Annotated in this window: 22 protein-coding genes; 12 read left to right on the top strand and 10 right to left on the bottom strand. The window is 31.6% G+C overall.

The window, feature by feature from the left end; translation table 11 throughout:
• Positions 1 to 867, bottom strand: coding sequence for an aldo/keto reductase (locus tag BLW23_RS15880; RefSeq protein WP_093671859.1), 867 nt, complete (start codon positions 865 to 867; stop codon positions 1 to 3).
• Positions 860 to 1,615: an SDR family NAD(P)-dependent oxidoreductase gene (locus BLW23_RS15875; RefSeq protein ID WP_093671575.1), complete on the bottom strand. Its 756-nt coding sequence runs from the start codon at positions 1,613 to 1,615 to the stop codon at positions 860 to 862. The genes BLW23_RS15880 and BLW23_RS15875 overlap by 8 nt, the downstream gene beginning before the upstream one ends.
• A 468-nt stretch (positions 1,616 to 2,083) precedes the next feature.
• On the opposite strand from BLW23_RS15875, the gene BLW23_RS15870 reads away from it, so the two are divergent.
• Positions 2,084 to 3,361, top strand: a complete 1,278-nt coding sequence (locus BLW23_RS15870) for a S8/S53 family peptidase (RefSeq protein ID WP_093671573.1) — start codon at positions 2,084 to 2,086, stop codon at positions 3,359 to 3,361.
• Between the two features lie 109 nt (positions 3,362 to 3,470).
• On the opposite strand, the gene BLW23_RS15865 is transcribed toward BLW23_RS15870, so the two are convergent.
• The 6 genes from BLW23_RS15865 to BLW23_RS15840 all read right to left on the bottom strand — a co-directional run bounded on the left by BLW23_RS15865 (position 3,471) and on the right by BLW23_RS15840 (position 7,616).
• Positions 3,471 to 4,397 (bottom strand): hypothetical protein, encoded by a 927-nt coding sequence (locus BLW23_RS15865; protein WP_093671571.1) that lies wholly within the window; start codon positions 4,395 to 4,397, stop codon positions 3,471 to 3,473.
• Positions 4,398 to 4,563: 166 nt separating this feature from the next.
• Positions 4,564 to 5,391, bottom strand: coding sequence for a DUF3078 domain-containing protein (locus BLW23_RS15860; protein ID WP_093671569.1), 828 nt, complete (start codon positions 5,389 to 5,391; stop codon positions 4,564 to 4,566).
• A gap of 77 nt (positions 5,392 to 5,468) precedes the next feature.
• Entirely contained in the window at positions 5,469 to 6,317 is an 849-nt protein-coding gene (locus BLW23_RS15855; protein WP_093671567.1) for a DUF3078 domain-containing protein, read from the bottom strand.
• 34 nt (positions 6,318 to 6,351) lie between these two features.
• Positions 6,352 to 6,858: a DUF2480 family protein gene (locus BLW23_RS15850; protein ID WP_093671565.1), complete on the bottom strand. Its 507-nt coding sequence runs from the start codon at positions 6,856 to 6,858 to the stop codon at positions 6,352 to 6,354.
• A gap of 1 nt (position 6,859) precedes the next feature.
• Positions 6,860 to 7,180, bottom strand: a complete 321-nt coding sequence (locus BLW23_RS15845; RefSeq protein ID WP_093671563.1) for an iron-sulfur cluster assembly protein — start codon at positions 7,178 to 7,180, stop codon at positions 6,860 to 6,862.
• Positions 7,181 to 7,190: 10 nt separating this feature from the next.
• The gene (locus BLW23_RS15840) at positions 7,191 to 7,616 is read right to left on the bottom strand and encodes a SufE family protein (protein WP_093671561.1); all 426 of its coding nucleotides are present in this window, start codon (positions 7,614 to 7,616) and stop codon (positions 7,191 to 7,193) included.
• Positions 7,617 to 7,884: 268 nt separating this feature from the next.
• On the opposite strand from BLW23_RS15840, the gene BLW23_RS15835 reads away from it, so the two are divergent.
• The 11 genes from BLW23_RS15835 (at position 7,885) to BLW23_RS15785 (ending at position 21,001) form a co-directional block, all read left to right on the top strand.
• Positions 7,885 to 8,811, top strand: a complete 927-nt coding sequence (locus tag BLW23_RS15835; protein WP_093671559.1) for a PfkB family carbohydrate kinase — start codon at positions 7,885 to 7,887, stop codon at positions 8,809 to 8,811.
• A gap of 244 nt (positions 8,812 to 9,055) precedes the next feature.
• Positions 9,056 to 10,954, top strand: a complete 1,899-nt coding sequence (locus BLW23_RS15830) for an amidophosphoribosyltransferase (RefSeq protein WP_093671557.1) — start codon at positions 9,056 to 9,058, stop codon at positions 10,952 to 10,954.
• Between the two features lie 573 nt (positions 10,955 to 11,527).
• Positions 11,528 to 11,713: a hypothetical protein gene (locus tag BLW23_RS15825; RefSeq protein WP_093671555.1), complete on the top strand. Its 186-nt coding sequence runs from the start codon at positions 11,528 to 11,530 to the stop codon at positions 11,711 to 11,713.
• A 27-nt stretch (positions 11,714 to 11,740) separates the two neighbouring features.
• The gene (locus BLW23_RS23305; protein WP_176829851.1) at positions 11,741 to 11,908 is read left to right on the top strand and encodes a hypothetical protein; all 168 of its coding nucleotides are present in this window, start codon (positions 11,741 to 11,743) and stop codon (positions 11,906 to 11,908) included.
• Positions 11,909 to 12,129: 221 nt separating this feature from the next.
• Positions 12,130 to 12,768, top strand: coding sequence for a hypothetical protein (locus BLW23_RS15820; RefSeq protein ID WP_093671553.1), 639 nt, complete (start codon positions 12,130 to 12,132; stop codon positions 12,766 to 12,768).
• A 283-nt stretch (positions 12,769 to 13,051) separates the two neighbouring features.
• Positions 13,052 to 13,564 (top strand): TlpA family protein disulfide reductase, encoded by a 513-nt coding sequence (locus BLW23_RS15810; protein WP_093671549.1) that lies wholly within the window; start codon positions 13,052 to 13,054, stop codon positions 13,562 to 13,564.
• Complete coding sequence (locus BLW23_RS15805) at positions 13,561 to 13,995, top strand: hypothetical protein (protein WP_093671547.1); 435 nt, start codon at positions 13,561 to 13,563, stop codon at positions 13,993 to 13,995. The genes BLW23_RS15810 and BLW23_RS15805 overlap by 4 nt, the downstream gene beginning before the upstream one ends.
• 26 nt (positions 13,996 to 14,021) lie before the next feature.
• Positions 14,022 to 16,175: a peptidase domain-containing ABC transporter gene (locus BLW23_RS15800; RefSeq protein WP_093671857.1), complete on the top strand. Its 2,154-nt coding sequence runs from the start codon at positions 14,022 to 14,024 to the stop codon at positions 16,173 to 16,175.
• A gap of 592 nt (positions 16,176 to 16,767) precedes the next feature.
• Positions 16,768 to 19,074 (top strand): peptidase domain-containing ABC transporter, encoded by a 2,307-nt coding sequence (locus BLW23_RS15795; protein ID WP_255362811.1) that lies wholly within the window; start codon positions 16,768 to 16,770, stop codon positions 19,072 to 19,074.
• Positions 19,075 to 19,629: 555 nt separating this feature from the next.
• Complete coding sequence (gene glpQ, locus BLW23_RS15790) at positions 19,630 to 20,631, top strand: glycerophosphodiester phosphodiesterase (protein ID WP_093671545.1); 1,002 nt, start codon at positions 19,630 to 19,632, stop codon at positions 20,629 to 20,631.
• A gap of 130 nt (positions 20,632 to 20,761) precedes the next feature.
• Complete coding sequence (locus BLW23_RS15785; protein ID WP_093671543.1) at positions 20,762 to 21,001, top strand: MoaD/ThiS family protein; 240 nt, start codon at positions 20,762 to 20,764, stop codon at positions 20,999 to 21,001.
• 168 nt (positions 21,002 to 21,169) lie between these two features.
• Here the strand turns inward: BLW23_RS15785 and BLW23_RS15780 are convergent, their stop codons facing one another.
• Both BLW23_RS15780 and BLW23_RS15775 read right to left on the bottom strand, forming a co-directional pair.
• On the bottom strand, positions 21,170 to 21,442 hold the full coding sequence (locus BLW23_RS15780) for a DUF3817 domain-containing protein (protein WP_093671541.1): 273 nt from the start codon (positions 21,440 to 21,442) through the stop codon (positions 21,170 to 21,172).
• A gap of 6 nt (positions 21,443 to 21,448) precedes the next feature.
• Positions 21,449 to 23,932, bottom strand: coding sequence for a TonB-dependent receptor (locus tag BLW23_RS15775; protein ID WP_093671539.1), 2,484 nt, complete (start codon positions 23,930 to 23,932; stop codon positions 21,449 to 21,451).
• Positions 23,933 to 23,935 lie beyond the last annotated feature (3 nt).

The raw sequence follows: 23,935 nt of genomic DNA, 5'->3' as shown, positions 1-23,935 counted from the left end.
TTAAGGTACTTTATGTCCTTGACTCGCTACCAAAAGAGCAAACCAATCTTCCAATTCCAATTCTATTGATTGCGCTTTTACTGACTCAATGATTCTATCTTTGTTTGTGGTTCCAATTACAGGAATCATATTGACTGGATGTTTATATAACCAAGCCAGCAATAATTGACTCTCTGTGACCCCATATTTTTTACAAAGATTTTCTAATTCGTTTTTTATTCGAGTATTTTGATCATTCTTTTCTTTAAAATACTTCCCTAACGGACTCCATATCATTGGTTGTATTTTATTCAACTGCATATATTGCAAGCTATCATCAAGCATTGCAGAAAATTGAGTTAATGAAACTTCAATCTGATTTACTAATACCTCCTCTTTACTCTTAATTAGTTCTGTTTGACTAGGTGTAAAATTAGACAGTCCAAAGTCTCTAATTTTTCCCTCATTTTTTAATTGCTGTATTGCTTCAGAAACTTCTTTAGGATTCATTAGCGGACTTGGTCTGTGTAACAACAATAAATCGAGGTACTCCGTTTGCAGGTTTTTCAATGATTCTTCAACACTCCAAACAATATACTCTTTTGAATAATTATAATGCTTTACTTTATTAGATCTAGACTTTCCGATGTATTGAATTCCGCATTTAGAAATCAGTTGAATATTCTCCCTTACTATATGACTTTCTTTAAGCGCTTTTCCAAATTCAGCTTCTGTAGTATAATCTCCATAAATATCGGCATGGTCAAATGTAGTAATTGAGTTTTCTATACAAAAATGAATGAGATCCACCATCTTGGGGGTACTGAGTTTCTTTCCCCATTGCCCCCAAGACATGCAACCTGCAATGGTTTTTGAATACTTAGACATTTTTATTAATAATTGTAGCACTTGCCTGTGCCGTAGGATATACAATTAAATCTTCAATATTAACATGATACGGTCTTGTGGTTACAAAGTAAATAATATCTGCTATATCTTCAGACTGAAGTGCTTTATACCCTTTGTAAACATTATCAGCTCTTTCGGTATCTCCTTTGAAACGTACTTCTGAGAATTCTGTTTCTACAAACCCAGGATGAATTGCACACACCCTTATATTATGTTTGTTTAAATCTATTCTCATACCTTTATTCAATGCATCTACTGCATATTTTGAGGCACAATAAACATTTCCATTTGGATATACTTCCTTTGCCGCTATTGAACCAATATTTAGAATAAATCCTTTTTTATTTTTTATCATTCCGGGCATGATCGCTTTGGTAACATAAAGTAATCCTTTCACATTGCCATCAATCATAGCATCCCAATCATCAACGCTACCATCCTGAATTGGGCTCAACCCATGAGCATTTCCAGCATTATTAACTAGCAAGTCAATAGATTTAAATTCTTCTGGAAGACTCTCAATAGCTTTTTGAACTTCCTCTTTATTCCTAACATCAAACTGAAGTGTGTGTATTTGAGCATACTGCTGTAACTCTTCCTTAAGTTCTTTTAGTTTACTTTCCCTTCTTCCACATATTACTAAGTTTACAGAGTTTTTAGCAAAAAGTATTGCAGTGGCTTTCCCTATTCCCGAGGTAGCTCCAGTAATAAAAGCTGTTTTAATCATTGTTATTAAAGTAAGTTTACAATTTTACATAACCAACTACTTGTATTTCCTCTAACTTCTTAGAGTAAAGAGTAATTTACTATAAAAATAATCTTTTTTAAGTCCCCTATCAAAGTTGTTCATGTTTTTATCTTTAAAAGATTATTTACTTTATGAAAACGCTAAACCTGTTCCAATCCCCGAGAAAACAATATGTGAATAATGAAAAAACTTTTAATCACTTTCTAAAAGTGAAATCATGAGAAAAGCTATGATTTATTCATTTTTAAAAAACTATGAATCATCATAATACACCAAAAAACAAAATAGCTCAACACTTACCCCTATTTTGTAAGAATCGATAATAATATCCCTTTTTTACTGTCCTTTTATCAAATTAGAAGACAAATTGTTAAAAACGCAAAAATGAATTTATTTAGATTTAATTAAAATAATTAGCTTCGCTGCAAATAACTTAATTAAAATTAAATGGAAAATTTTAAAAGACTGAGAAGAGCTGTATTGTCAACAGTAATTACCGCAAGTTTACTTTCAATGGGCTCTTGTGAGACCAATGATAGTGATTTGGATAGTAGCATAATGACAACGACAGAAGAAGCTCAACAACAAAACTATATTGTTGTTTTTAAAGATAATGTTTTAGAAGATATTCCTTCTTTAAAAAACTATCTCACCACTCAATATGGTATTACCGAACAACAAATATCTAAAGAGTATAGCAGTATTTTCAAAGGTTTTACTCTTAAAACCTCAAAAAACATTGCAAATAGGTTTGGACTAGATTCTAAAATAGAATCAGTAGTTAAGGATAATATCATAGAGATTTCAGAAGCTCCTGAAGAACCTTATTATTTCGAATCTAACAAAAAAAACGTTACAAAAAGAAATGCCAATGGTTCTTCAATGGATGAACATGGAAACATTACACTTCCATCAGGAGAAGTTCAGCCCTGGGCAGTATCTTTAGTAGGGTCAGGTAATGGAACTGGTAAAACAGTTTGGGTATATGAACCTCATGGATACTATAAAGATGGAGAAGTTAATATTGATTGGAACAGAAGTAAATCTTTTAATAGTTCTGGTTGGGGGGATCCATACAGTTCTACTCATGCAAACCATGTAGCTTCAATACTCGCAGCAAAGAAAAATGGAACAGGAATTCATGGAATCGCTCACGGTGCCACCGTCGTTTTAATTAGACCTGACGCCAGCAGCTTTTCAGGTTTGGTAGAAGCTTTAGATTATGTAAGAAAAAACATCAAACCTGGCGAGGTTTTTAATTTTAGTGCTGGATTTAAAGGTGAATCATTATGGGGAGAAGAAGAACGTAAAGGTTTAAGGTTATTTGAAAAAGCATTAAAATCATTATCGAAGGTTGCTGTTTGTACTATTGCTTCCGGTAACTCTAGTCAAAATTTAGATACAGACCATTATTTTGAATCTTCTTGGAGTACTCGAAATGATAATTTAAAGGTTATCGGTGGGCTTTCTCGATTCATCGGAAGAAGAGGAATATATTATGCTCCATGGGAAAATTCTGGATTTGGATCACAAATAGATTATTGGCTTCCTGCTGGTAAACTTCCTTCTTGGAATAAAAAGCACAATCGTTATAGTTTTGGTAGTGGAACCTCATATGCTGCACCTATTGCGGCCGCTGTTTTGTTACTAACTAATAACAAACCAAAAAACGCTCTAAACATTACAAAAAATGGCTATACAGCACCAGTACCATCGATCCGTTAACTTATTTGCGTTTTGATCAAATTATTTACGCATAAAAAAACCGCCCCGAGAGGGGCGGTATTTTAATTGGTTATTATTCATAACCAACCAAAAATCAACTAACCAAACTTTATTTTAAAACTCTTCTTTCAACTGTTTTTCTTGTTATTTTAGTACGTTTTCTTCCACTATTCCTTACAATATCTTTTGCTTTCATTTTTCCATCTGCCTTTCGGTACTGAATAAATCCTCTTCCTGCAAAAGTATACGTAGTTTGAGAACGTATATGGTACAATGCTACCGTTTCATCATTTATAACGCTTAACTCAAATGTCTCAGTATCACCTTGATCATAATTAAGTGTTAAAACTTTTAGGTCGTCGTATCCATTTACATTAGCTACTTCATATCCTCCAACGTAATCCCATAAGATATTATCAATATTCGTGCCAAACGGATCATGAGATGAATAGAATGTTACATTATTTTCTGGAGTAAACTGTAAATAGTGCTCATCATCAAAAGCATTCGGAACACCGTCCTCTGACCTTATTCTCTCCCAAGCAACATACTCCTGTAGGAAATATTCAATATTATCGTAAAACAACTTATCATAATCAAACGTATTTTTCTGGTAACCTATTAAATAGTAACTCACATTTCGTGACACGCAATCTATTCTAATTTCATTTTGTGATATTTGAACTACCTCAAAATCATATCGTCCATCTAAACTATGATTAGTTTCCAAAATAGAATTAAATGTATCATACCTTCCTACTTGAACTCCTAACCCATTTCCTGTCCTACCTATATCTACAATATTATTGTTGGCATACATTCTTCCATTTAAAAACGACATTGTAAAAGCTTTTGAAACGAATGGAATATCGTCATTACCTTGAGTTCTATGATAATCGATATACCATAAATCGTAACTCGATATTAATTCATTTAGAGAAATTCCGTTATCTATATACTCGTCATTAACTACAACACATGAAGTTAACATTGATCCCGTAATCAATAATAGTAATAGTATTTTTAAACGTTTCATACGCATCTGTTTTGTGGTTATGCTATTCTAAATTCAAATTGCGTGCCAAAAAAATTAATCTCCTTCTAAAAAAGATACATTACACTCCAAAAACCCATTACTAAACCCAACAAAAAAAGGCTGTTTACATTAGTAAACAGCCTTTTATATATTTTTTGTTTTTATCTTAGAAATTATAATTAACTCCTAATCCAAATACTTCTCTAGTTTGAAAACCTTCAAAAGCATTATCATCATAAATAGCTTGCAGAGCTAAGTTAGCTGATAAGAACTTATTAATTTTCATAACTACATTCACTGTATAATCGATATCAACGTTTTTAGCTTCTTCTAAATAGTTACTATACAAGTTTAAAATATTTTCAACAGAAACATTTTCCATTAGATTAAATTTGTAATACGCATTAACCGCAGCACCTAATTCATAACGAGTAGACTCTCCAAAATCAACACCAAATGCTGGAGCTAAATCAGAACTTAATACTACTAATTTTGAAGTTGCAGGAGCGAAATTAATTTTTAAATTATCTGACTTTTTCCACATCATACCTGGTCCAAACTGGAAATAAGCAGGCGAGAAAAAGTGCGATTGCTGCACTCCATTAATATCAGTAGATGACATTTGAGTTTTAAAGTTAAAAAATGTAGAGTAGTACCAATTTTTAGATGCTCTCTTTCCTGCAATCGAATTAAACTCAAGGCGATCATCGGTTTTCTGAGCCTCCTCAGACTTTAATTTAGTTAATCCGTAAGAAGCTATAATCTTATTATCCCAGGTCCAATCACCTTTCGTATAATTAAAATCATAATTTACCCCTAAAGTACCTGAGATATTGTTTGTACCTCCAGCTAACCAATTATTAAATGCTGACTGATTAAATAAGAAAGTAACAATACCTCCTTTTTTCCAACCTTCTTTTGGCTCTTCCTTTACCTCTTGACCTTTAACCGTTACTGCTGCAAATAAAATTGCAATAGCTAATAATTTTTTCATTATAATATTCTTTTTGATTTTTTAGATATACAAATCTAATTGTTTTCCTAGCTTAGGACAACGATATTTTGAAAAAGTCACGTTTTATGAAAAATATAATTTAATCCCAATCCAAACATCTGTTTAAATTGAATTTTACTGGAAGCATTATCATCTATAATCGTATGAAACCCTAAATTGGTAGATAAATTTTTATTTATTTTTATGAAAAACCTCATTTGATAATCAACATCAATATTTTGAGGTTTGTCTAAATAATCAGAATACATGGCAAGAATATTTTCCATTTCAACATTTTTCATAACATGAAATTTGAAGTATCCAGATAAATTAAATCCCAAACCAAAAGAAGTGTTTCTACCCTCATCAACACCGTATTTTCCAGAAAACTCGTCTGAAACAAATGTTAAACGGGCAGATGCTGGTGCAATATTTACCCTCGCGCTATCAGATTTTTTCCATAACATACCAGGCCCAAAACTCCAATATGCTGGTGACAAGAAATCTGAAATAGGTTCGAAAGGAGTTTTTTTATAATCGTACCCGCGAGTATATTGCGTTTTGAAATTACTGATAAATGAAAAGAACCAGTATTTTCCTGATTTTAAACCTAGTAAAGAATTATACTCAAAACGATCGTCAGTTTTCCTAACACCTTGTCCATCAATATAACTCAACCCATATATAGAAGTAATTTTGTTGTCCCAACGCCATTTATTTCTATGGTAATTAAAATCATAATCCAGCGCTATATTTCCTGCAACGGTATTACTTCCCCCTGCAATCCAATTAGAAAATGACGATTGATTTAATACAAATGCTAGTTTCCCGTTAACCTTCCATACCTTTGGGATACTGTCTTTCTTTTCCTGTGAATATCCAAAAAACAGGACATTCACTAATAGCGTAAAAAGTATAGTTCTCATTCTACTATTACGATATAATTTATTTAACTTCTATTTATTTCCTTTTAAACAAAGGTACTGTAGAGCAAGCCTCACCAAACATAATGTTTTTTGCTACAGGCTGTATTCTTTGAATTAAAAAGGTATATGCAGAAGAAGGGATTGGTTTGCTAGCACATCCTTTAATAATTACTGGTTTATCCTTTAATTTTTCAATATCAAAGTTATCAATAATTTCCTTAAAAACAACTGTTTCCAATAATTCTAAATCGCCAACCACCACTTTTTTTGCATATGGTGTTAGCACAGTTGCTAGTAATAAGTAGGCCCAAGAAGGAATTATGGCATCTGTACTGCAAGTTAAAGCTATGTAGCAATTTTGATATTGTTCCCAGTTATGAGATTTCACCTGATCTCTAAAGTCTTTTTCTCTTAAAATTAATCCTTCAAACAACCAATCTTTAATATCAAAAACAATTCGTTGTCCGTTTGGATAAAAATCCTCAAGATCAATAGTTTGAAGAGGGCTATTGGCTACTCTATTAATAATTTCATCTGCCATTTTACAAAAGTCCTAATTCTAATTTTGCCTCTTCACTCATCAAATCTTGAGTCCAAGTAGGATCAAATGTAATTTCTACCTCACAATTATTAATTTCCTCTAATGTTTTCACCTTATCCTCTACTTCAACAGGCAATGTTTCAGCCACTGGACAGTTCGGAGAAGTTAATGTCATTAAAATTTTAGCATCGTTTTCTTCTGAGACAAAAACATCATAAATTAACCCAAGTTCATAAATATCTACTGGGATTTCAGGATCGAAAATAGTTTTTAAAACACGTACAATTTTATCTCCTAACTCTTCAAGTTTATCTTCCGTCATAATTAAAGTCTTATTTCGCTATTTTAGTTTGCTGTGCTAAAGCATATAGTTTAATTTGTTTTACCATAGATACTAACCCATTAGCTCTAGTAGGACTTAAATGCTCCTTTAAACCAACTTCATTGATAAATTCAGTATCAGCCTCTAAAATGTCTTTGGGAGATTGCTCTGAGAACACGCGCAATAAAAGCGCTACAATTCCTTTTGTTAAAATGGCGTCACTATCCGCTGAAAATTGAACTTTATTATCATTCAATTCAGAATGCAGCCATACTTTTGACTGACATCCCTTTATTAAATTTTCATCTAATTTATAAGAATCGTCTATTAAAGGTAATGATTTCCCTAATTCAATAATATATTCGTAACGTTCCATCCAGTCCTCGAACATAGAGAACTCATCAATAATTTCTTCTTGTATTTCTTTGATAGTCATTTTTTAGAACTATTTTTGCACAGTCAAAGACTAATTTTGTTTGATATGCAAAATTACGACAAAAAAAGGCATTTTGATGCCTTCTGTTAATAAAGTAAACTTAAATATTAATTTTTGTTAGGTATTCAAAAGAATACGTACAAAGTAGAATAAAGTTCTTGAACATAGAAACTATTAGAGTGTTGACAAGTTATCGCGACAATTTATTAAAATGTTTTTGTTGACTTCAAAACAGAGTTTCTATACGTAAGACATGTAAATTAACACTATGAGTAAATTATTAGCTGTAGGTACAGTAGCTTTTGATGCTATTGAAACACCATTTGGTAAAACAGATAAGATTTTAGGAGGATCAGGAACTTTTGTAGGTTTAGCTGCTGCTCAATTCGGAGTATCAACTGGAGTTGTTTCTGTAGTAGGAGGAGACTTTCCTCAATCATATTTAGATATGATGGAAAACAAAGGAATTAACACCGATGGTATTGAAATTATAAAAGAAGGAAAAACCTTCTTTTGGAGTGGAAAATACCATAACGACATGAACTCTCGTGACACCTTAGTTACAGAATTAAATGTTTTAGAACATTTTAAGCCTGTTGTTCCAGAGGAATTTAAAAACTCTGAAATTGTGATGTTAGGAAACCTTCATCCATTAACACAAGCTTCTGTTCTTGAACAAATGAATGAGCGTCCTAAATTGGTAGTTTTAGATACTATGAATTTCTGGATGGATATTGCTCTTAACGATTTACACGAAGTTTTAAAAAGCATTGATGTTATTACTATAAACGACGAAGAAGCTCGTCAATTAAGTGGAGAGTATTCCTTAGTAAATGCTGCAAAAAAGATTCATGAAATGGGGCCTAAATTTGTAGTTATTAAAAAAGGAGAGCATGGTGCACTTTTATTTAACGAAGGAAAAATGTTTTTTGCTCCCGCTTTACCTTTAGCAGAGGTCTTTGATCCAACTGGTGCTGGAGATACTTTTGCAGGTGGTTTTTGTGGGTATTTAGCAAAAACTGGAGATGTTTCTTTTGAAAACATGAAAAACGCCATTATTTACGGATCGAACCTAGCTTCTTTCTGTGTAGAAAAATTTGGAACACAACGAATGGAAGAACTTACAAAAGAAGAAGTTCAGAATCGTTTACAGGCCTTTAAGGAGTTAACACAATTTGATATCGAATTAGCATAATGAAAATCCGCGGGTTAACTGCGGATTTTTTATTCAACACTATAAAAAACAACACAACACAACTAACACCAATTAAACCTTAAAATGATGCATATAAATTGTTTCTTTTTAGTTTGTTTGTCGTTAAAAAACATCCTCATAGCACAGGCTATGTTGGTATTTTTTGCCTAAATCAATTCTAAATAGATTTCATTTTATGTATACAGCATTTCAAAATTCAATTGGTATAACACTTTTTTAAACAATGAGCGACGCTATAAAACATGAATGTGGAATTGCTTTGGTACGATTATTAAAGCCTTTAGAGTACTATAAGGAAAAGTATGGTACCGCATTTTATGGAGTAAACAAAATGTACTTGCTTATGGAAAAGCAGCACAATCGTGGACAAGATGGTGCTGGTATTGCAAGTATTAAGTTTAACGTTGAGCCAGGTACTCGATATATTAGTAGAATTCGTTCGAATAAAACCCAACCTATTCAGGATATTTTTGGGCAAATAAACGAACGAATTAATGGTGTTTTTGAGAAAAACCCAGAGAAGATTAACGATGTTCAATGGCAGGAAGAAAACATGCCCTATATTGGGAACCTATTTTTAGGCCATGTTCGTTATGGAACTTTTGGAGGAAACAGCATTGAAAATGTTCATCCTTTTTTACGTCAAAGTAATTGGCGTCATCAGAGTTTAATTGTAGCTGGTAACTTTAACATGACCAACTCTAGTCAATTAATGAAAGAGTTGATAGATTTAGGGCAACACCCAAAAGAATCTGCTGACACGGTAACGGTTATGGAAAAGATAGGTCATTTCTTAGAAGATGAAGTGGCTGACACGTATGTTGAAGCAAAAAAGAACGGTTTAAATAAAAAGGATGCTTCTCCTTTTATTGAAGAAAACCTAGACATTCAAAGAATTTTACAACGATCTTCAAAAAATTGGGATGGTGGTTATGCTATGGCTGGCTTATTAGGTCATGGAGATGCTTTTGTGTTTAGAGATCCTTCAGCGATTCGTCCTGCATTTTATTATCAAGATGATGAAGTTGTGGTTGTTGCTTCTGAACGTCCTGTTATTCAAACAGTATTTAATGTAAATATTGATACTATTAAAGAAATCGAAAGAGGACATGCTTTAATCATCAAGAAGAACGGTACAACTACTATGTCTCCTATTTTAGAGCAAAAACCTAAGAAAGCATGTTCATTTGAACGTATTTATTTTTCGAGAGGTAGTGATGCAAGCATATATAACGAGCGTAAAAATTTAGGGAAATACGTTTTTCCTAATGTGTTAAAATCGATCAATCACGATATTAAAAACACTGTTTTTACTTACATACCTAATACTGCAGAAACTTCTTTCTTTGGTATGATGGAAGCAGCAGAAGATGTATTAAACCAACAAAAAACGGAAGCTATATTAGCTGGTGGTGGAAAACTTTCTAAAGAAAGAGTAATAGAAATTCTATCAACACGCCCTCGTTTTGAGAAAATCGCTATAAAAGATGCTAAATTAAGAACATTTATTTCTGATGATAGCAGTAGAGATGATTTAGTAGCTCACGTTTATGATGTTACTTATGGCGTAGTAAAACCTACTGATAACTTAGTAATTATTGACGATAGTATTGTCAGAGGTACTACTTTAAAGAAAAGTATCATCAAAATTTTAGATCGATTAAATCCTAAAAAGATTGTAATCGTTTCTTCAGCTCCTCAAATCCGATATCCTGATTGTTACGGTATTGATATGGCTAAGATCGGAGACTTTATTGCTTTTAAAGCAGCTTTAGAACTCTTGAAGGAAACAAATCAGTATCATATTGTTTATGATGTATATCAAAAATGTATTGCTCAACAAAACAAGCAAGACGAGTATATTATAAATTATGTAAAAGAGATTTACGCTCCTTTTACCGACGAACAAATCTCTAATAAAACTGCAGAGATGTTAAAAACATCTGAAATTAAAGCCGACGTTGAAGTTATTTATCAACCTGTAAGTGAATTACACAAAGCTTGTCCTGATAACTTAGGTGATTGGTATTTTACCGGAGATTACCCTACTAATGGTGGTAACAGAGTGGTAAATCAGGCCTTTATTAATTTTTACGAAGGAAATGACAAAAGAGCTTATTAGTTTTTAGCTCTTTCTTAGATCGCTACTCTTTGAGTAGTGAGAACACATAAATAACCCAGCACTTTTTCAAAAAAGTGTTGGGTTTTGTATTAATATTACTATACCACTCTAGTAATCAACTATCTGCAAAGTGATAAAAAAATTGAAACCAAACTCTTTTAACGCAATAAATTTTTATCGGTATTTCCAGCCCCTTAGCATTATACAATTTAGACACAAAAAGAAATAAACACAATTTATCAAAATCATCTCATAAACATCTCATTTTCAAAACCACATAAAAAACCTATGAAAATCCACTACAAAAACGTTTGTTTAGTTAAAAAATATTTCTAATTTAGCCACTGCTAACGAAAAAGTAAGTTGTAATTGCTAATAAAATTACCATATAAAACTTACTCATTACTTTTAAAACAACAACCCTTATGGGTTCAAAATATTTTTGCGCAAAAATGGTCATATAGCTATGAGTGACTATAAAAAATTCATGGGAAAACTATAATTATAAATGCTATTGAAATGATAAAAATTGCACTCACTTGAATAGCGTTTATTTTAAAACATTTTTAAATTATGAAAAAATTAGAATTAAATCAAATGGAAAGCCTTCAAGGTGGTGGGTCAATTTCATCAGCTTTTATTTGTGGAGCATCAATTGGATTTGGAACGGTATTAGGAGCTTTTCTTGGAGGTCCTGCAGGAGCTGCTTATGGATTGGTAGCGGGTGCATCTGTTGGTTGTGCCCAAGATGCTCATTAAAATAAACACTAACTTAAACATAATTTCATGAAACAGTTAAATTTAATTGAAATGGAAATAGTAGCAGGAGGAGACACAATAGATGAATTTATTGGTGGATTATCCTGTGGTGCAGCTGTAGCTGGTTTTTTAACAGGTCAATTTTACGTTGCATGGATTCCTGCAGCTGGTTGCTGGAACTACTTTAGAAATTAAACAGAAGGAGAGAGGTTTACCTCTCTCTAATCTCTTAACAAATTATAACTTCAATATGAAAAAAAATATTGGATTAGTAATGATAATTTTCATTTTACTAATTTACACTGTTTACAAAGTAATATCTCAAGGTAATTATTTAAATATAACTAAACATTCATTAAATTATGTTGTAATAATTTCATCATTGATTTATTTAATTTCGATAATAAAAAGAAATAATGTTTAAAGGATCTCTTTTTAATCTATCTTTATTATTTCTTTCCTCAGTAACTATAACCTTCTTATTTAAAGAAGTAATAAGAGTAGATGAATTAGTTTATAATTTTTATGCAGAACAACTAACCCAAGATAAAGTAGAACAACTTTTAAACGGTCAGAAAAAATGGGAATGGTTTGGATACGCCATCATCCCTCTTGTTATTTTACTAAGAAGCAGTCTAGTAGCGATATGTTTAAGCATTGGTATGTTCTTTTATAACATGGAGCATAAACTGAAGTTTAGGCAATTTTTTAGAGTGGCTTTATTAGGAGAATTTGTATTAGTACTCGTTGGTTTTGTAAAATTATTCTACTTCCTATTCATTAAAACAGACTATACCTTACAAGATATACAACAATATTACCCACTAAGTTATATTAACTTTTTAGACATTAGCAATTTAGAACCTTGGCTAATTTATCCTTTACAAAGCATTAACTTATTTGAAATTGCTTACTTTTTTGTGTTGGTGTATGGACTGCATAAATTATTAAGAAACAACTATTGGAAAAGTTTTGAAATTACGGCTGCTAGTTACGGTACCGGTTTGATTATATGGATTGGACTCGTTATGTTTTTAACATTAAATATGAGTTAAAACTTCTAATTAATATATAAAAAGGTGATACAATAAATCAACTGAGACTATTTTATTTTCAAGACATCATTAGACCTATATTTAAAAAATAGTGAAAGAGAAAACATGAAACAGACACAAATAAAAACAGGACTAATTATTAAGTCAATATTACTTTTATTGAGTATTCTATTTAGTAAGTATGATGTTGTTAGAATCGAAACAATTATTGACATTTTTTTGATTCCTTGCCTAGCTATTAGCTTATCAATTTTGTTTCGCCTGTATAAAAATAAAAACAATCATGAAAAAGTCAATTAAAATTGCCATTGCCATAGTTATTCTTAGCACCATTGGTTTTTTAGGTTATAAAATAACTAGCAAACTCAACCATAAAAAAGAGGTAGCTGAGCGCACGCAAAGTATACCTGAATTTTCATTTGAAACGCTTACAGGGTCAATATTCACTGAAAATAATTTAACGAAAGCACCCGCGATTTTTGTTTATTTTAATTCAGACTGTGATTATTGTCAAGCAGAGGCTACCAAAATACAAAAACATCTAAGAGACTTTAAAAACACGCAAATCATCTTTGTGTCTTTTGAAAACAAAGACGGTATTCAAAAATTTGCTAAAGACTACAAACTCGATAAAGAAGCTAATATTACTTTTTTAGAAGACTCAAAAGGTGAGTTTTCAAAAATATTTGATGTGAATTCTATTCCTTATATCGTAGTGTATGATAACAATAAACAATTGCTAAAAAAATTTAAAGGAGCTACTAAAGTGAGCGATATTTTAGATGTTTTAAAATGAAAAATGAAACAATACATTTCGATAACCACTCAAATAATAAGCTATGGTTGATTATTATGGGGCTATCACTTATATTTATTATTATTGGAATTTTCGGGTTTTTCTACGATGAAAATAACAAATGGAATAGTGCAATCATAGCTCTAGGCAATACTACCCAAGCTGTTTTTTACTCAAAATATCTCTGGTATAAAAATGCTGTTCAATACAATAAACGCGGTATGGTCATTAAAATTAAATCCTTTTGGGGTAAGTCATTAAACTATCATCAATTAAAAGATATTGAACTGAGTGATTCTGAGTTTATCATTTCAAGATATGAAATGGATGATTTAGTTTTTAATATTAGTAACATACAAAAAAAGGATATTGTAAAACTATACAACATCTTAAAAAACATAATCGATAATAAAAACCCCTCCTTGGCTTGATTATGAATGCTAAAACAAAAAATTCTATGAACATAAAACACATACAAAAAACACATATTTTACAGCACGACCAATCTGATTGTGGTGTAGCTTGTTTGGTATCATTACTTCAATATTATGAAGGAAGCGGTTCTATAGAAAAACTTAGAGAATTAAGTGGTACTACAAAACAAGGGACAACCCTACTCGGGTTATATCAAACAGCCAATAAACTGGGTTTCACTGCTGAAGGTAATCAAGCCGATATACAAGCCATTATAAAGCATGGAGAACCTTTAATTTTACACGTAATAATAGAGGAAAAATTACAACATTATGTAATTTGCTATGGTTACGAAAACAATAAATTTATTATTGGAGACCCAGGAAAAGGGATTGTTCAATATTCAAAAGAAGAATTAGATAAAATTTGGGTATCTAAAACCTGCTTAACACTTACACCTAACGATAGTTTCGTAAAGGCTACCAACATTAAAAAAACCAAAAAAGATTGGTTTATAAATCTACTAAAAGAAGATAAACAACTCCTTATAAGTAGTATTGTAATTGGTATTGGTATTGCTTTACTAGGTATGGCAATGTCAGTATTTTCTCAAAAATTAATTGATGATATTTTACCTTCTCAAAACACCAAAAAACTAGTATTAGGTATTGGGTTATTAACTTTTTTATTATTAGTTAGAGTTGGTTTTACTGCTTTAAGAGAGCTGTTACTTATAAAACAATCAAAAGATTTTAATAATAGAATTATCGATTCGTTTTACGGATCGTTACTGCATTTGCCAAAACCTTTTTTTGATACTCGAAAAATTGGTGAACTAGTAGCTCGATTAAATGACACAAACAGAGTTCAAAAAGTAATTAAACTAATTGCTGGAAACTTTATTATTGACATTTTAGTAGTTTTAGTATCCTTCGGTTTTCTTTTTTCGTATTCTTGGAAAGTTGGTGTTATCGCTTTGGTTAGTTTACCTATCTACTTTTTTATAGTTTATCGCTTCAACACCAAAATTATACAATCGCAAAAAGAAGTAATGCAAAGTTACGCTTTGAGTGAAAGCAATTATATTAGCAGTATGCAAGGAATTGCTACGATTAAAAATTTTAATCGTCAGTCTTTTTTTCAAAAATTGAATCAAATCGTATTTGGTAATTTACAGAATAAGATTGTTGATTTGGGTAAAATTAATGTTCGTTTAGCCTTGCTATCAGGAATATCTGGCGTGTTATTTTTGATGGCCATTTTAGCCTATACTTCATTCCAAGTATACAACAAACAAATACAATTGGGTGAGTTAATGGCTATTTTAGGAATCGCGGGATCTTTACTACCCTCTATTACCAATTTAGCGCTAATTGCTATCCCTATTAATGAAGCTAAAATTGCTTTCAATCGTATGTTTGAATTTACCTCTATTGAAAAAGAAAAGCGAGGAAATATTAAACTCGCCAGCTTTGAAACATTAGAGTTTCAAAATACCTCGTTTCGCTTTGCAGGTAGAAGTCAATTGCTAAAAAATATCAACCTTTCGATTAATAAAGGTGAAATCTCTGCCATTGTTGGAGAAAGTGGTAGCGGTAAAAGTACCTTAGGCCAGATTCTCCAGAAGTTCTATGAAATTGAAAACGGTAATATTCTTATAAATAATCAGAATTCTTTAATGGATGTGGAACTCACTAATTGGAGAAATTTGGTAGGAGTGGTTCCTCAAGAAATTACCGTTTTTAATGGAAATGTTTTGGACAATATACTCGTTGGTAAAGAAGATACTCCTGAAAATGTAATTGATTTTTGCAAGGAATATGGATTTGAAGAGTTTATTAACAGCTTTCCGCAGGGCTATGCTACGATATTAGGAGAAGAAGGAATTAATCTATCAGGAGGACAAAAACAAATTATTGCATTAGCTAGAGTTTTATATAAAAAACCACAATTATTAATACTTGATGAAGCTACCGCTGCAATGGATAGAAAAACGGAAAAGTTTAGTATTGAATTAATTTCAAAATTAAAAAAACAAATGGGAGTATTATTCATTTCACATCGATTGGAGACCTTAAAAAAGTACGCAGACACCATTTATGTCTTAGAAAATGGAGAAATTTCTATAAAAGGAAGTCATTTAGAAATACTTAATACCTCCAACTTTTATAGCGACTATTGGAAAGAATTAGCTTAAAAAACCGTCTATGATTCACATACTATTAAAAGTTGTTGAAATTATTATTACAACCCGCTAACTTAATTTAGTATTAACAATTAAATGCTATTGACGATATCTTAAACCATTATACTAAATTTGAATACATTTTAACTAATGTTCCTAAGACCTTTTTATACCACCAAATAAAAAGGTTTTAATAAATAATAAATGAGGGTGTAAATCGAAAGCACTCTTTTTTAAATTTTTTAAATATGAAAAAAAAATTAAAATCATTTATTGCCCTCATTCTCACGTTTCTTTTTTTTAACATGATTTTTTCTGATTGGTCAAACTTTAAGGCTGGTTTATACGGAAAGCAGCCCGTTGAAAAAACAATTGACTAAAAACACTTACTAAAATTACTAATATGAAAAACAAGATTAAAAAACCTATAGCAATTACTTTTTTACTCCTTATTATAATTTATTTATTCGATTATCGAGAAGCTTTTATCGATGGAATATTACTTGGGTTAAAGTAAATACCAACTCATAAATAACTAAAAATGAATAGGCTTTGTTTTCACAATAGTCGCGTGACTTCCATTGCAATTTTATTTCTTTTATACATGTATGTAAACAAATGGTTGAGACCTTATGTATATGTAAATTCCCCAGAAACTCCGTTATCTTTTATTATGGGAATACTCCCCAATTTTATTGGGGCTGCTATTGTCTACCTAGTTTATTTAAAACTTAACATTAATAAACTTAAATCCATAATATTCACAATGGCTCTGGTTCTATTTATGGAATTAGAACGCTATTACAATCAAAATATTAATTTTGACGCCTTCGACATACTAGCCTCTTTATTTGGAATTTTGATTTTCTATTATTCAGACAAAAAAGGAACCAATGTACTTGGACTTATTGAGGCTGCCGAAAAATTAGGTTTTCAAGCAAAAGGAGTTCGAGGAGAATTAGATAGTTTGTTTAAAATACCCAAACCCGCTATAGCCCATGTAATTGTTAAAGAACATTTACATCATTATGTTGTTATTTACGAGGTAACCAAGGAATACGTGAAAATAATGGATCCAGGCGATGGTAAATTTCAAAAGAAAACTCATGAAGAATTTTTAAAGGAATGGACAGGTGTTTTGGTTTTACTAATGCCTCAAGAAGATTTTACTCCCCGTAATGAAAAAAAATCGGTAATGAAACGTTTTTGGTTTTTATTAAAACCACATAAATTCGTAATTCTACAAGCTTTTATTGGGGCAGTTATTTACACTCTCTTAGGTTTCTCTACCTCTATCTATATTCAAAAAATCACGGATCATGTATTAGTTGGCGGTAATACCAAACTATTAAATTTACTAAGTGTTATTATGCTTGCACTAATAGCCTTACAAATTATTATTGGAGTTTTCAAAGACATCTTTTTAATCAAAACAGGACAACAAATTGACGCTAGACTTATTCTAGGTTATTATAAACACCTATTAAAGCTACCTCAGCAATTCTTTGACACGATGCGTGTAGGAGAAATTATCTCGCGAATTAATGACGCTGTTAAAATACGGACTTTTATAAACGAGGTATCGCTATCCTTAACCGTAAACATATTAATTCTATTTTTTTCTTTTGGATTAATGTTTATGTATTACTGGAAACTAGCTCTTATTATGCTTGTAGTCGTCCCTTTTTACTATTTAATATATTTCATTATTAATAAGCTAAATAAGAAGACAGAGCGCGAAATTATGGAGTCTTCGGCTGATCTCGAAAGTCAGTTAGTGGAATCTTTAAACTCGGTAGGAACCATAAAACGTTTTGGGTTGGAAGATTTTGCCAATATTAAAACTGAAACTCGTTTTATCAATCTATTACAAATAGGATACAAGTCGGCCTTGAATTCCATTTTTTCGGGGACTTCAACTAAATTAATCGCCCAAATTTTCACTGTCGTTTTATTATGGAGTGGTTCTTATTTTGTAATTGACCGACAGATTACAGCAGGAGAATTAATGTCATTTTACGCAATTATTGGTTATTTCACGAGTCCTGTTGCTAGTTTAATCGGTGCCAATAAACAAATTCAAAATGCCTTGATAGCCGCAGACAGGCTGTTTGAAATCATGGATTTAGAAAGAGAAGAGGGTGAACAGAAAATGGAATTAACCAACGATAAAATTGGAGATATAAATATAGAAAATGTTGCGTTTCGTTATGGAAGCCGAGTACAAGTTTTTAACGACTTTAATTTAACCCTAAAAAAAGGAAAGATTACAGCTATTGTTGGCGAAAGCGGCTCGGGAAAATCTACTTTAATTTCATTACTTCAAAACTTATATCCAATTCAAAAGGGACGCATAAAATTTGGAGAGATCGATGTAAAATATATAAAGAATTCAAGTCTTAGAGATTTTGTAGGCGTAGTACCTCAACAAATTGATTTATTTTCAGGAAACGTTGTTGATAATATCGCTGTAGGTGATTTTAATCCCGATATGGATTTAATTATTCAAATATGTAATTCTATCGGAATCCTCCAGTTCATAGAAGAATTACCTAACGGATTCAACACCTATTTAGGCGAAAATGGAGCATCTCTTTCTGGAGGGCAAAAACAACGAATTGCAATTGCAAGAGCTTTATATAAAAAACCCGAAATACTAGTATTAGATGAGGCAACATCTTCTCTTGATTCTAACTCTGAAAACTTTATTCAAAAAGCTATTAATACCCTTAGGAAAAATGGCAAAACAGTAATTCTTATCGCTCATCGATTAAGCACTGTAGTTAATGCCGACGAAATTATCGTTTTACAAAAGGGAAAAGTTTTCGAAAAAGGAAATCATAAGGAACTGTACAAAAAACAAGGGGTTTATTACAATTTGTGGCAACAGCAAATGCCTAAAATCTTCTAAAAATAATATCGAATTAATTCTACACTTAAAAAATCTATCTATGATACATATACTATTAAAAGTTGTTGAAACTATTATCATTTTTCTTTAAGTTATAGGTTTGGATTATAAAATTGGTTTTAGTGAATGACAAAAACCAATCGTTATGTCACCCCGAGCGAGGTCGAAAGCTCTTTTACTAAAGTATCAATACAAATAAGTTCTCGACTGCGCTCGACCTGACATTGAAGATGATCTGACAAATTTTTACCATGTACTAATAAATTGATCTATTTTTCTATATCGGAAAGACTATTCACGAGGTTTTTACGAAATTATAACGACGTAAAAACTGAATCGAGAGTAGTATTTTAAGGCTCAAAAGTAGTTCTCAATACAAAATTAATTTCCATTTTATTCAACCAATTTCACTAGAAGTGACATTCCAAGCAGATACATAAGTAAAATATTAAAATTAAATCAACTTTGAGCAGCCTGTAAATAAATATGTAACATTTGTGTATATTTAGTAAAGCCATAGAACTCAGTTAAACGAGTTCGTATAAACCTTTTTCTATGTCACTAAATGAAAAGACAATTAATCGAAGCATTATTTGTAACATTGTACTTATTATTTTTATCAGTATTAGCTGCAAAAAAGACATGAATAATTCTACAAATTCTAAAGTGGTAATCGCACACCGAGGTGCTTCTGGGTATTTACCTGAACATACAATGGAATCAAAAGCCATGGCTTATGCAATGCATCCAGATTATATAGAACAAGATTTGGTTTTAAGTAAAGATGATATACCTATAGTTATTCATGACATTTACTTGGATGATGTAACCAATGTAGCCACCATTTTTCCCGAAAGAAAAAGGGAAGATGGCAGATATTATGTTATCGATTTTACTTTTGATGAATTACAATTATTACAAGTAACTGAGCGCTTTCAACCTTCAACAGGAGAGCAATTTTATCCAAATCGTTTTCCTAAAAACAAAGGTAATTTTAGACTACATTCTCTACAGCAGGAAATTGAACTGATTCAAGGATTGAATTATAGTACTGGCAAATCAATTGGGATTTATCCTGAAATTAAGAATCCAGAGTTTCATCATAAAAATGGAAAAGATATTGCCAGAATCACATTGGACATTCTTTCTTTTTATGGCTACAAAACAAAGGAAGACAACTGTATTTTACAGTGTTTCGATGCCAAAGAGTTGGAACGAATTCGCAAAGAACTACAATCTGAACTTTTCCTCGTTCAATTAATTGAATTTCCTGAAGAAACCAAACAATTACAACATTTCGCTTCGTATGCAGATGGAATTGGCCCTTGGTACAAACAAATTCTTGATAAAAAAGAAAACAATAAATGGTTGTTTACAAACTTAGTTGAAAAGGCTCATGAGCTTAACTTGGTAGTACACCCTTATACATTTAGACATGATCAGTTAGATGAGTTTTCAACTTTCGAAGAAATGATGAGCGTATTTTTTTTCGAAGCAAATATTGATGGTGCTTTTACCGATTTCCCTGATAAGGTGGTTGATTTCCTTAGAAAATAAGAGTTCAATCTTATACCAATAGAAATGCTTATTTTTGGTAATCTGTTGAACTAAAATCAATAGCTAATTAAAATCGATTATTCAATAAGTTTCAGCTACTTGTTGAAACACTATTTATCAATTTATAATCATGAAAATTCAATTACTTGCTTTTGGTGTCGCTAGTGAAATACTTAGCTCTTCTTCTGAACTACTATTTGATAATACTATTTCAGTAGCACAACTCAAACAACATTTGGTTACTGAATTCCCTAAAATGAGTAAAATCAGTTCATTTGCCATTGCTATTAACGAGGAATACGCAAATGACGAGCAGCAGATACAGAATAATGATGTAGTTGCTATTATCCCTCCTGTTAGCGGCGGTTAATGGAAATTATTAGTTGCGATAAATTGCTAGTGCCAAGTTTTGAGTTTTTGTATTGCATTATTGCTTTCAGTTTTTCCCCCTTACAACTTTCGACTCTCGAAAAAACCAATCCAAACAAAAAACACCAACATCCAAAACTTAAATTTGAACATTCTTAATTCAAGAAAACTACTTCTTCAAATACTTTCCAACGAAAAATGTTCCGAACGGTAATATTGATAATAAACAGACCATGAAGAAATCTTTACCTTTCCATTCTAATTCATATTTCAACATAATAGCCAAAACGATATACAACACAAATAATAAGCCATGAGGCATCCCTAACATTTTTACATATTCTGGGTTGTTTTGCATGTATTTAATAGGAACAGCAATAAATAATAGTAGTATATAAGAAAGTCCTTCTAAAAGACTTACAATTTTAAAAAACTTGATCATCTCTAATTATAAATTTACTTGCAAAGCTATTGAAAAGTTTCTTCCTGGAGCCGATATTCCTGAAGCAAATTCTCTGAAATGCTCATCAAAAAGATTGGTAATATTTCCTTGTAAAGTCAAACTATTTGAAACGGCAAACCTTCCAAACAATCCAACCGTCATCCAACTTGGGCTCCCATAGTATTTATCTACATCTTCTTGCGCATCGGCATTTATGATTGGAGTTTGCTCATGATTATCGATCCCCTCGCTAATATTATAATCTTTAATGTCTTTTTTAGCATTGAAAACGAAATTAGCACCTCCTTCAAATTTATTTTTTGTGTAATTCAATTCGAAGTTCCCAAACAACGGAGGAATAGAAGACAATGCCTCTTTTAAGTCATGACTCTCTCCTTTTGTATAGGTAATAAATCCTGATGTTTTCCAATTTTTATGTAACTTTCCTTCATAACTAACTGTAAACCCAGTCACGTAAGCACTCCCTTTGTTCACATTAGCTACAGCATTTCCCGTTTCTCCATCAAATTGAATTTCTGAACCTATCTCTGCTTCACTATTAAGACTTAAATCAAATGGAGTACGGTATATATAATTATTTAACAACGTATAATACACATTCGCTCCTAGTCTAAATTTACGATCGTTGAAATATTTTTGAACCCCAATTTCAGCATTATAAGCATGCTCTGGTTTTAAATCGATATTTGGAACCGTAACAAAACCATTTTTCTCTCTTACCTTTCCTACATCATCAATATTAGGAGATCTAAAACCTGATGATAGAACAGCGTTTAACTGCCATGTTCTATTAGGCTTGTATACATAACCAATAGTAGCCGTTATAGCGGTATTGTTTAAATTAATATCGTTATTTGGTAATTGAATAAATTGCTCATCAATCCATTTTGCTGTTAAATTTGTATTGGTTAATCGAACTCCTGTATTTAAGGTAGATTTGCTATTTAAATCTTGACGATATCCCAAGTACAAAGCCGAACTAAAGTAAGAACTCCCACCATCTGCATATCTGGATTGAACAGCGAAATCGTCATTAAAACCGTCAATTGCCCCATCAACTATGTTCAACGTTTTCCCATAAGAGTTGGAGCCTACATCATTATACACCATTTCAAAACCATACTCTAAATTACGCTTCTTCGCTAATGGTACTTTGAAATCACCACTAACACTAAAAACACTCACGCTTTCTTCCCTAAAAGACTTATCTAAACTTCCAAATTTTCTTTGAATCCTGCTTTCTTCAATGTTTTGATATGCTAAAGTAATAACACCTTTTTCTAACCACTTCTTCCTTGGGTTAATTTCCAATTGTGGAGATATTAACAACCTTTTTTGTGGCCCGTAATACCATTCAGCAAACTTTAACTCTTCATCTTTCAATTCAGTTAATCTGTCAAAACGAGGAATATTCGAAGATGTTGAATATTGAATATTTACCTTTAAGTCTGTTCTTTTAGATAATGGAACAAAAAACTTTTGAAGAACATCTGTTTGATTAAACCCTGTGTTTCTCTGTATATTCTGATCATCATTTACTGTTTGATTTTCTTCATAGTTCCCATTAATGTTTTCTGAATAAAATGGAACTTTTCCCCAGTTTTCGAAACCATGTGATCTATTTTTTCCCATAGCTAAATCACCGAAATCACTGTGAGAAACACTGGTAAACGATGCCCATTTTTTAAATCTTAATTCGGCTGATACTGTATTGGTTATTTCATTATTTACAGTACTAAATCGTGAAAACAATCCTCCTTTTACCTCACTTTCATTTTTTGATAGCTTTGGCGTTTTTGTATAATAATGAATCACTCCTCCCAAAGCATCGGATCCATAAATAACTGAAGATGGTCCAAAAACTACCTCTGTCCTATCCAATAAGTTTGGAGATACCGTTATAGAGTTTTGAAGGTGTCCTTTTCTATAAATTGCATTGTTCAATCGAACTCCGTCAACAACTAACAATACTCTATTACTTTCCATACCTCTAAGCACAGGACTTCCCCCTCCAAATTGAGATTTTTGTACTTTAATCCCAGGAACATTTGCCAATAAATCTGCCGATGTTTGAGGTGAAACTTTAGCTATATCCTTACTTGTTATCAGTGCTATTTGCTCTGCAATTCTGTTTCTTTTTTCTTTGTTCTTAAACACGGATAGCACTACCTCATCTAATTGCTCAGAATGTTTGGATAAATAAACGTGATTATCATTTGCTAAGACAGCTTTCTTTTTGACTTTATATTCAGAGTATGCTACATGAGAAAATATCAATGTTTCATTGCGAGAAAACTCCGAAATATCTAAAACACCATTATCATTGCTAATCGCGGATTTAGATTTCCCTCTATTATACACGGCAACCGACTCAACTGGCTTTCCTGTTTCTGCATCAAAAATTGTTATTTCCTGAGAAAAAATTGAATGCGTTAAAAATAAAAATAGTGTAAATACTACTTGCTTCATTGT

Source organism: Tenacibaculum sp. MAR_2009_124 (genome assembly GCF_900105455.1).
GTDB lineage: Bacteria > Bacteroidota > Bacteroidia > Flavobacteriales > Flavobacteriaceae > Polaribacter.
Note: the sequence above shows the minus strand (reverse complement) of the source record. Positions and strands in the feature narration are given on the sequence as shown.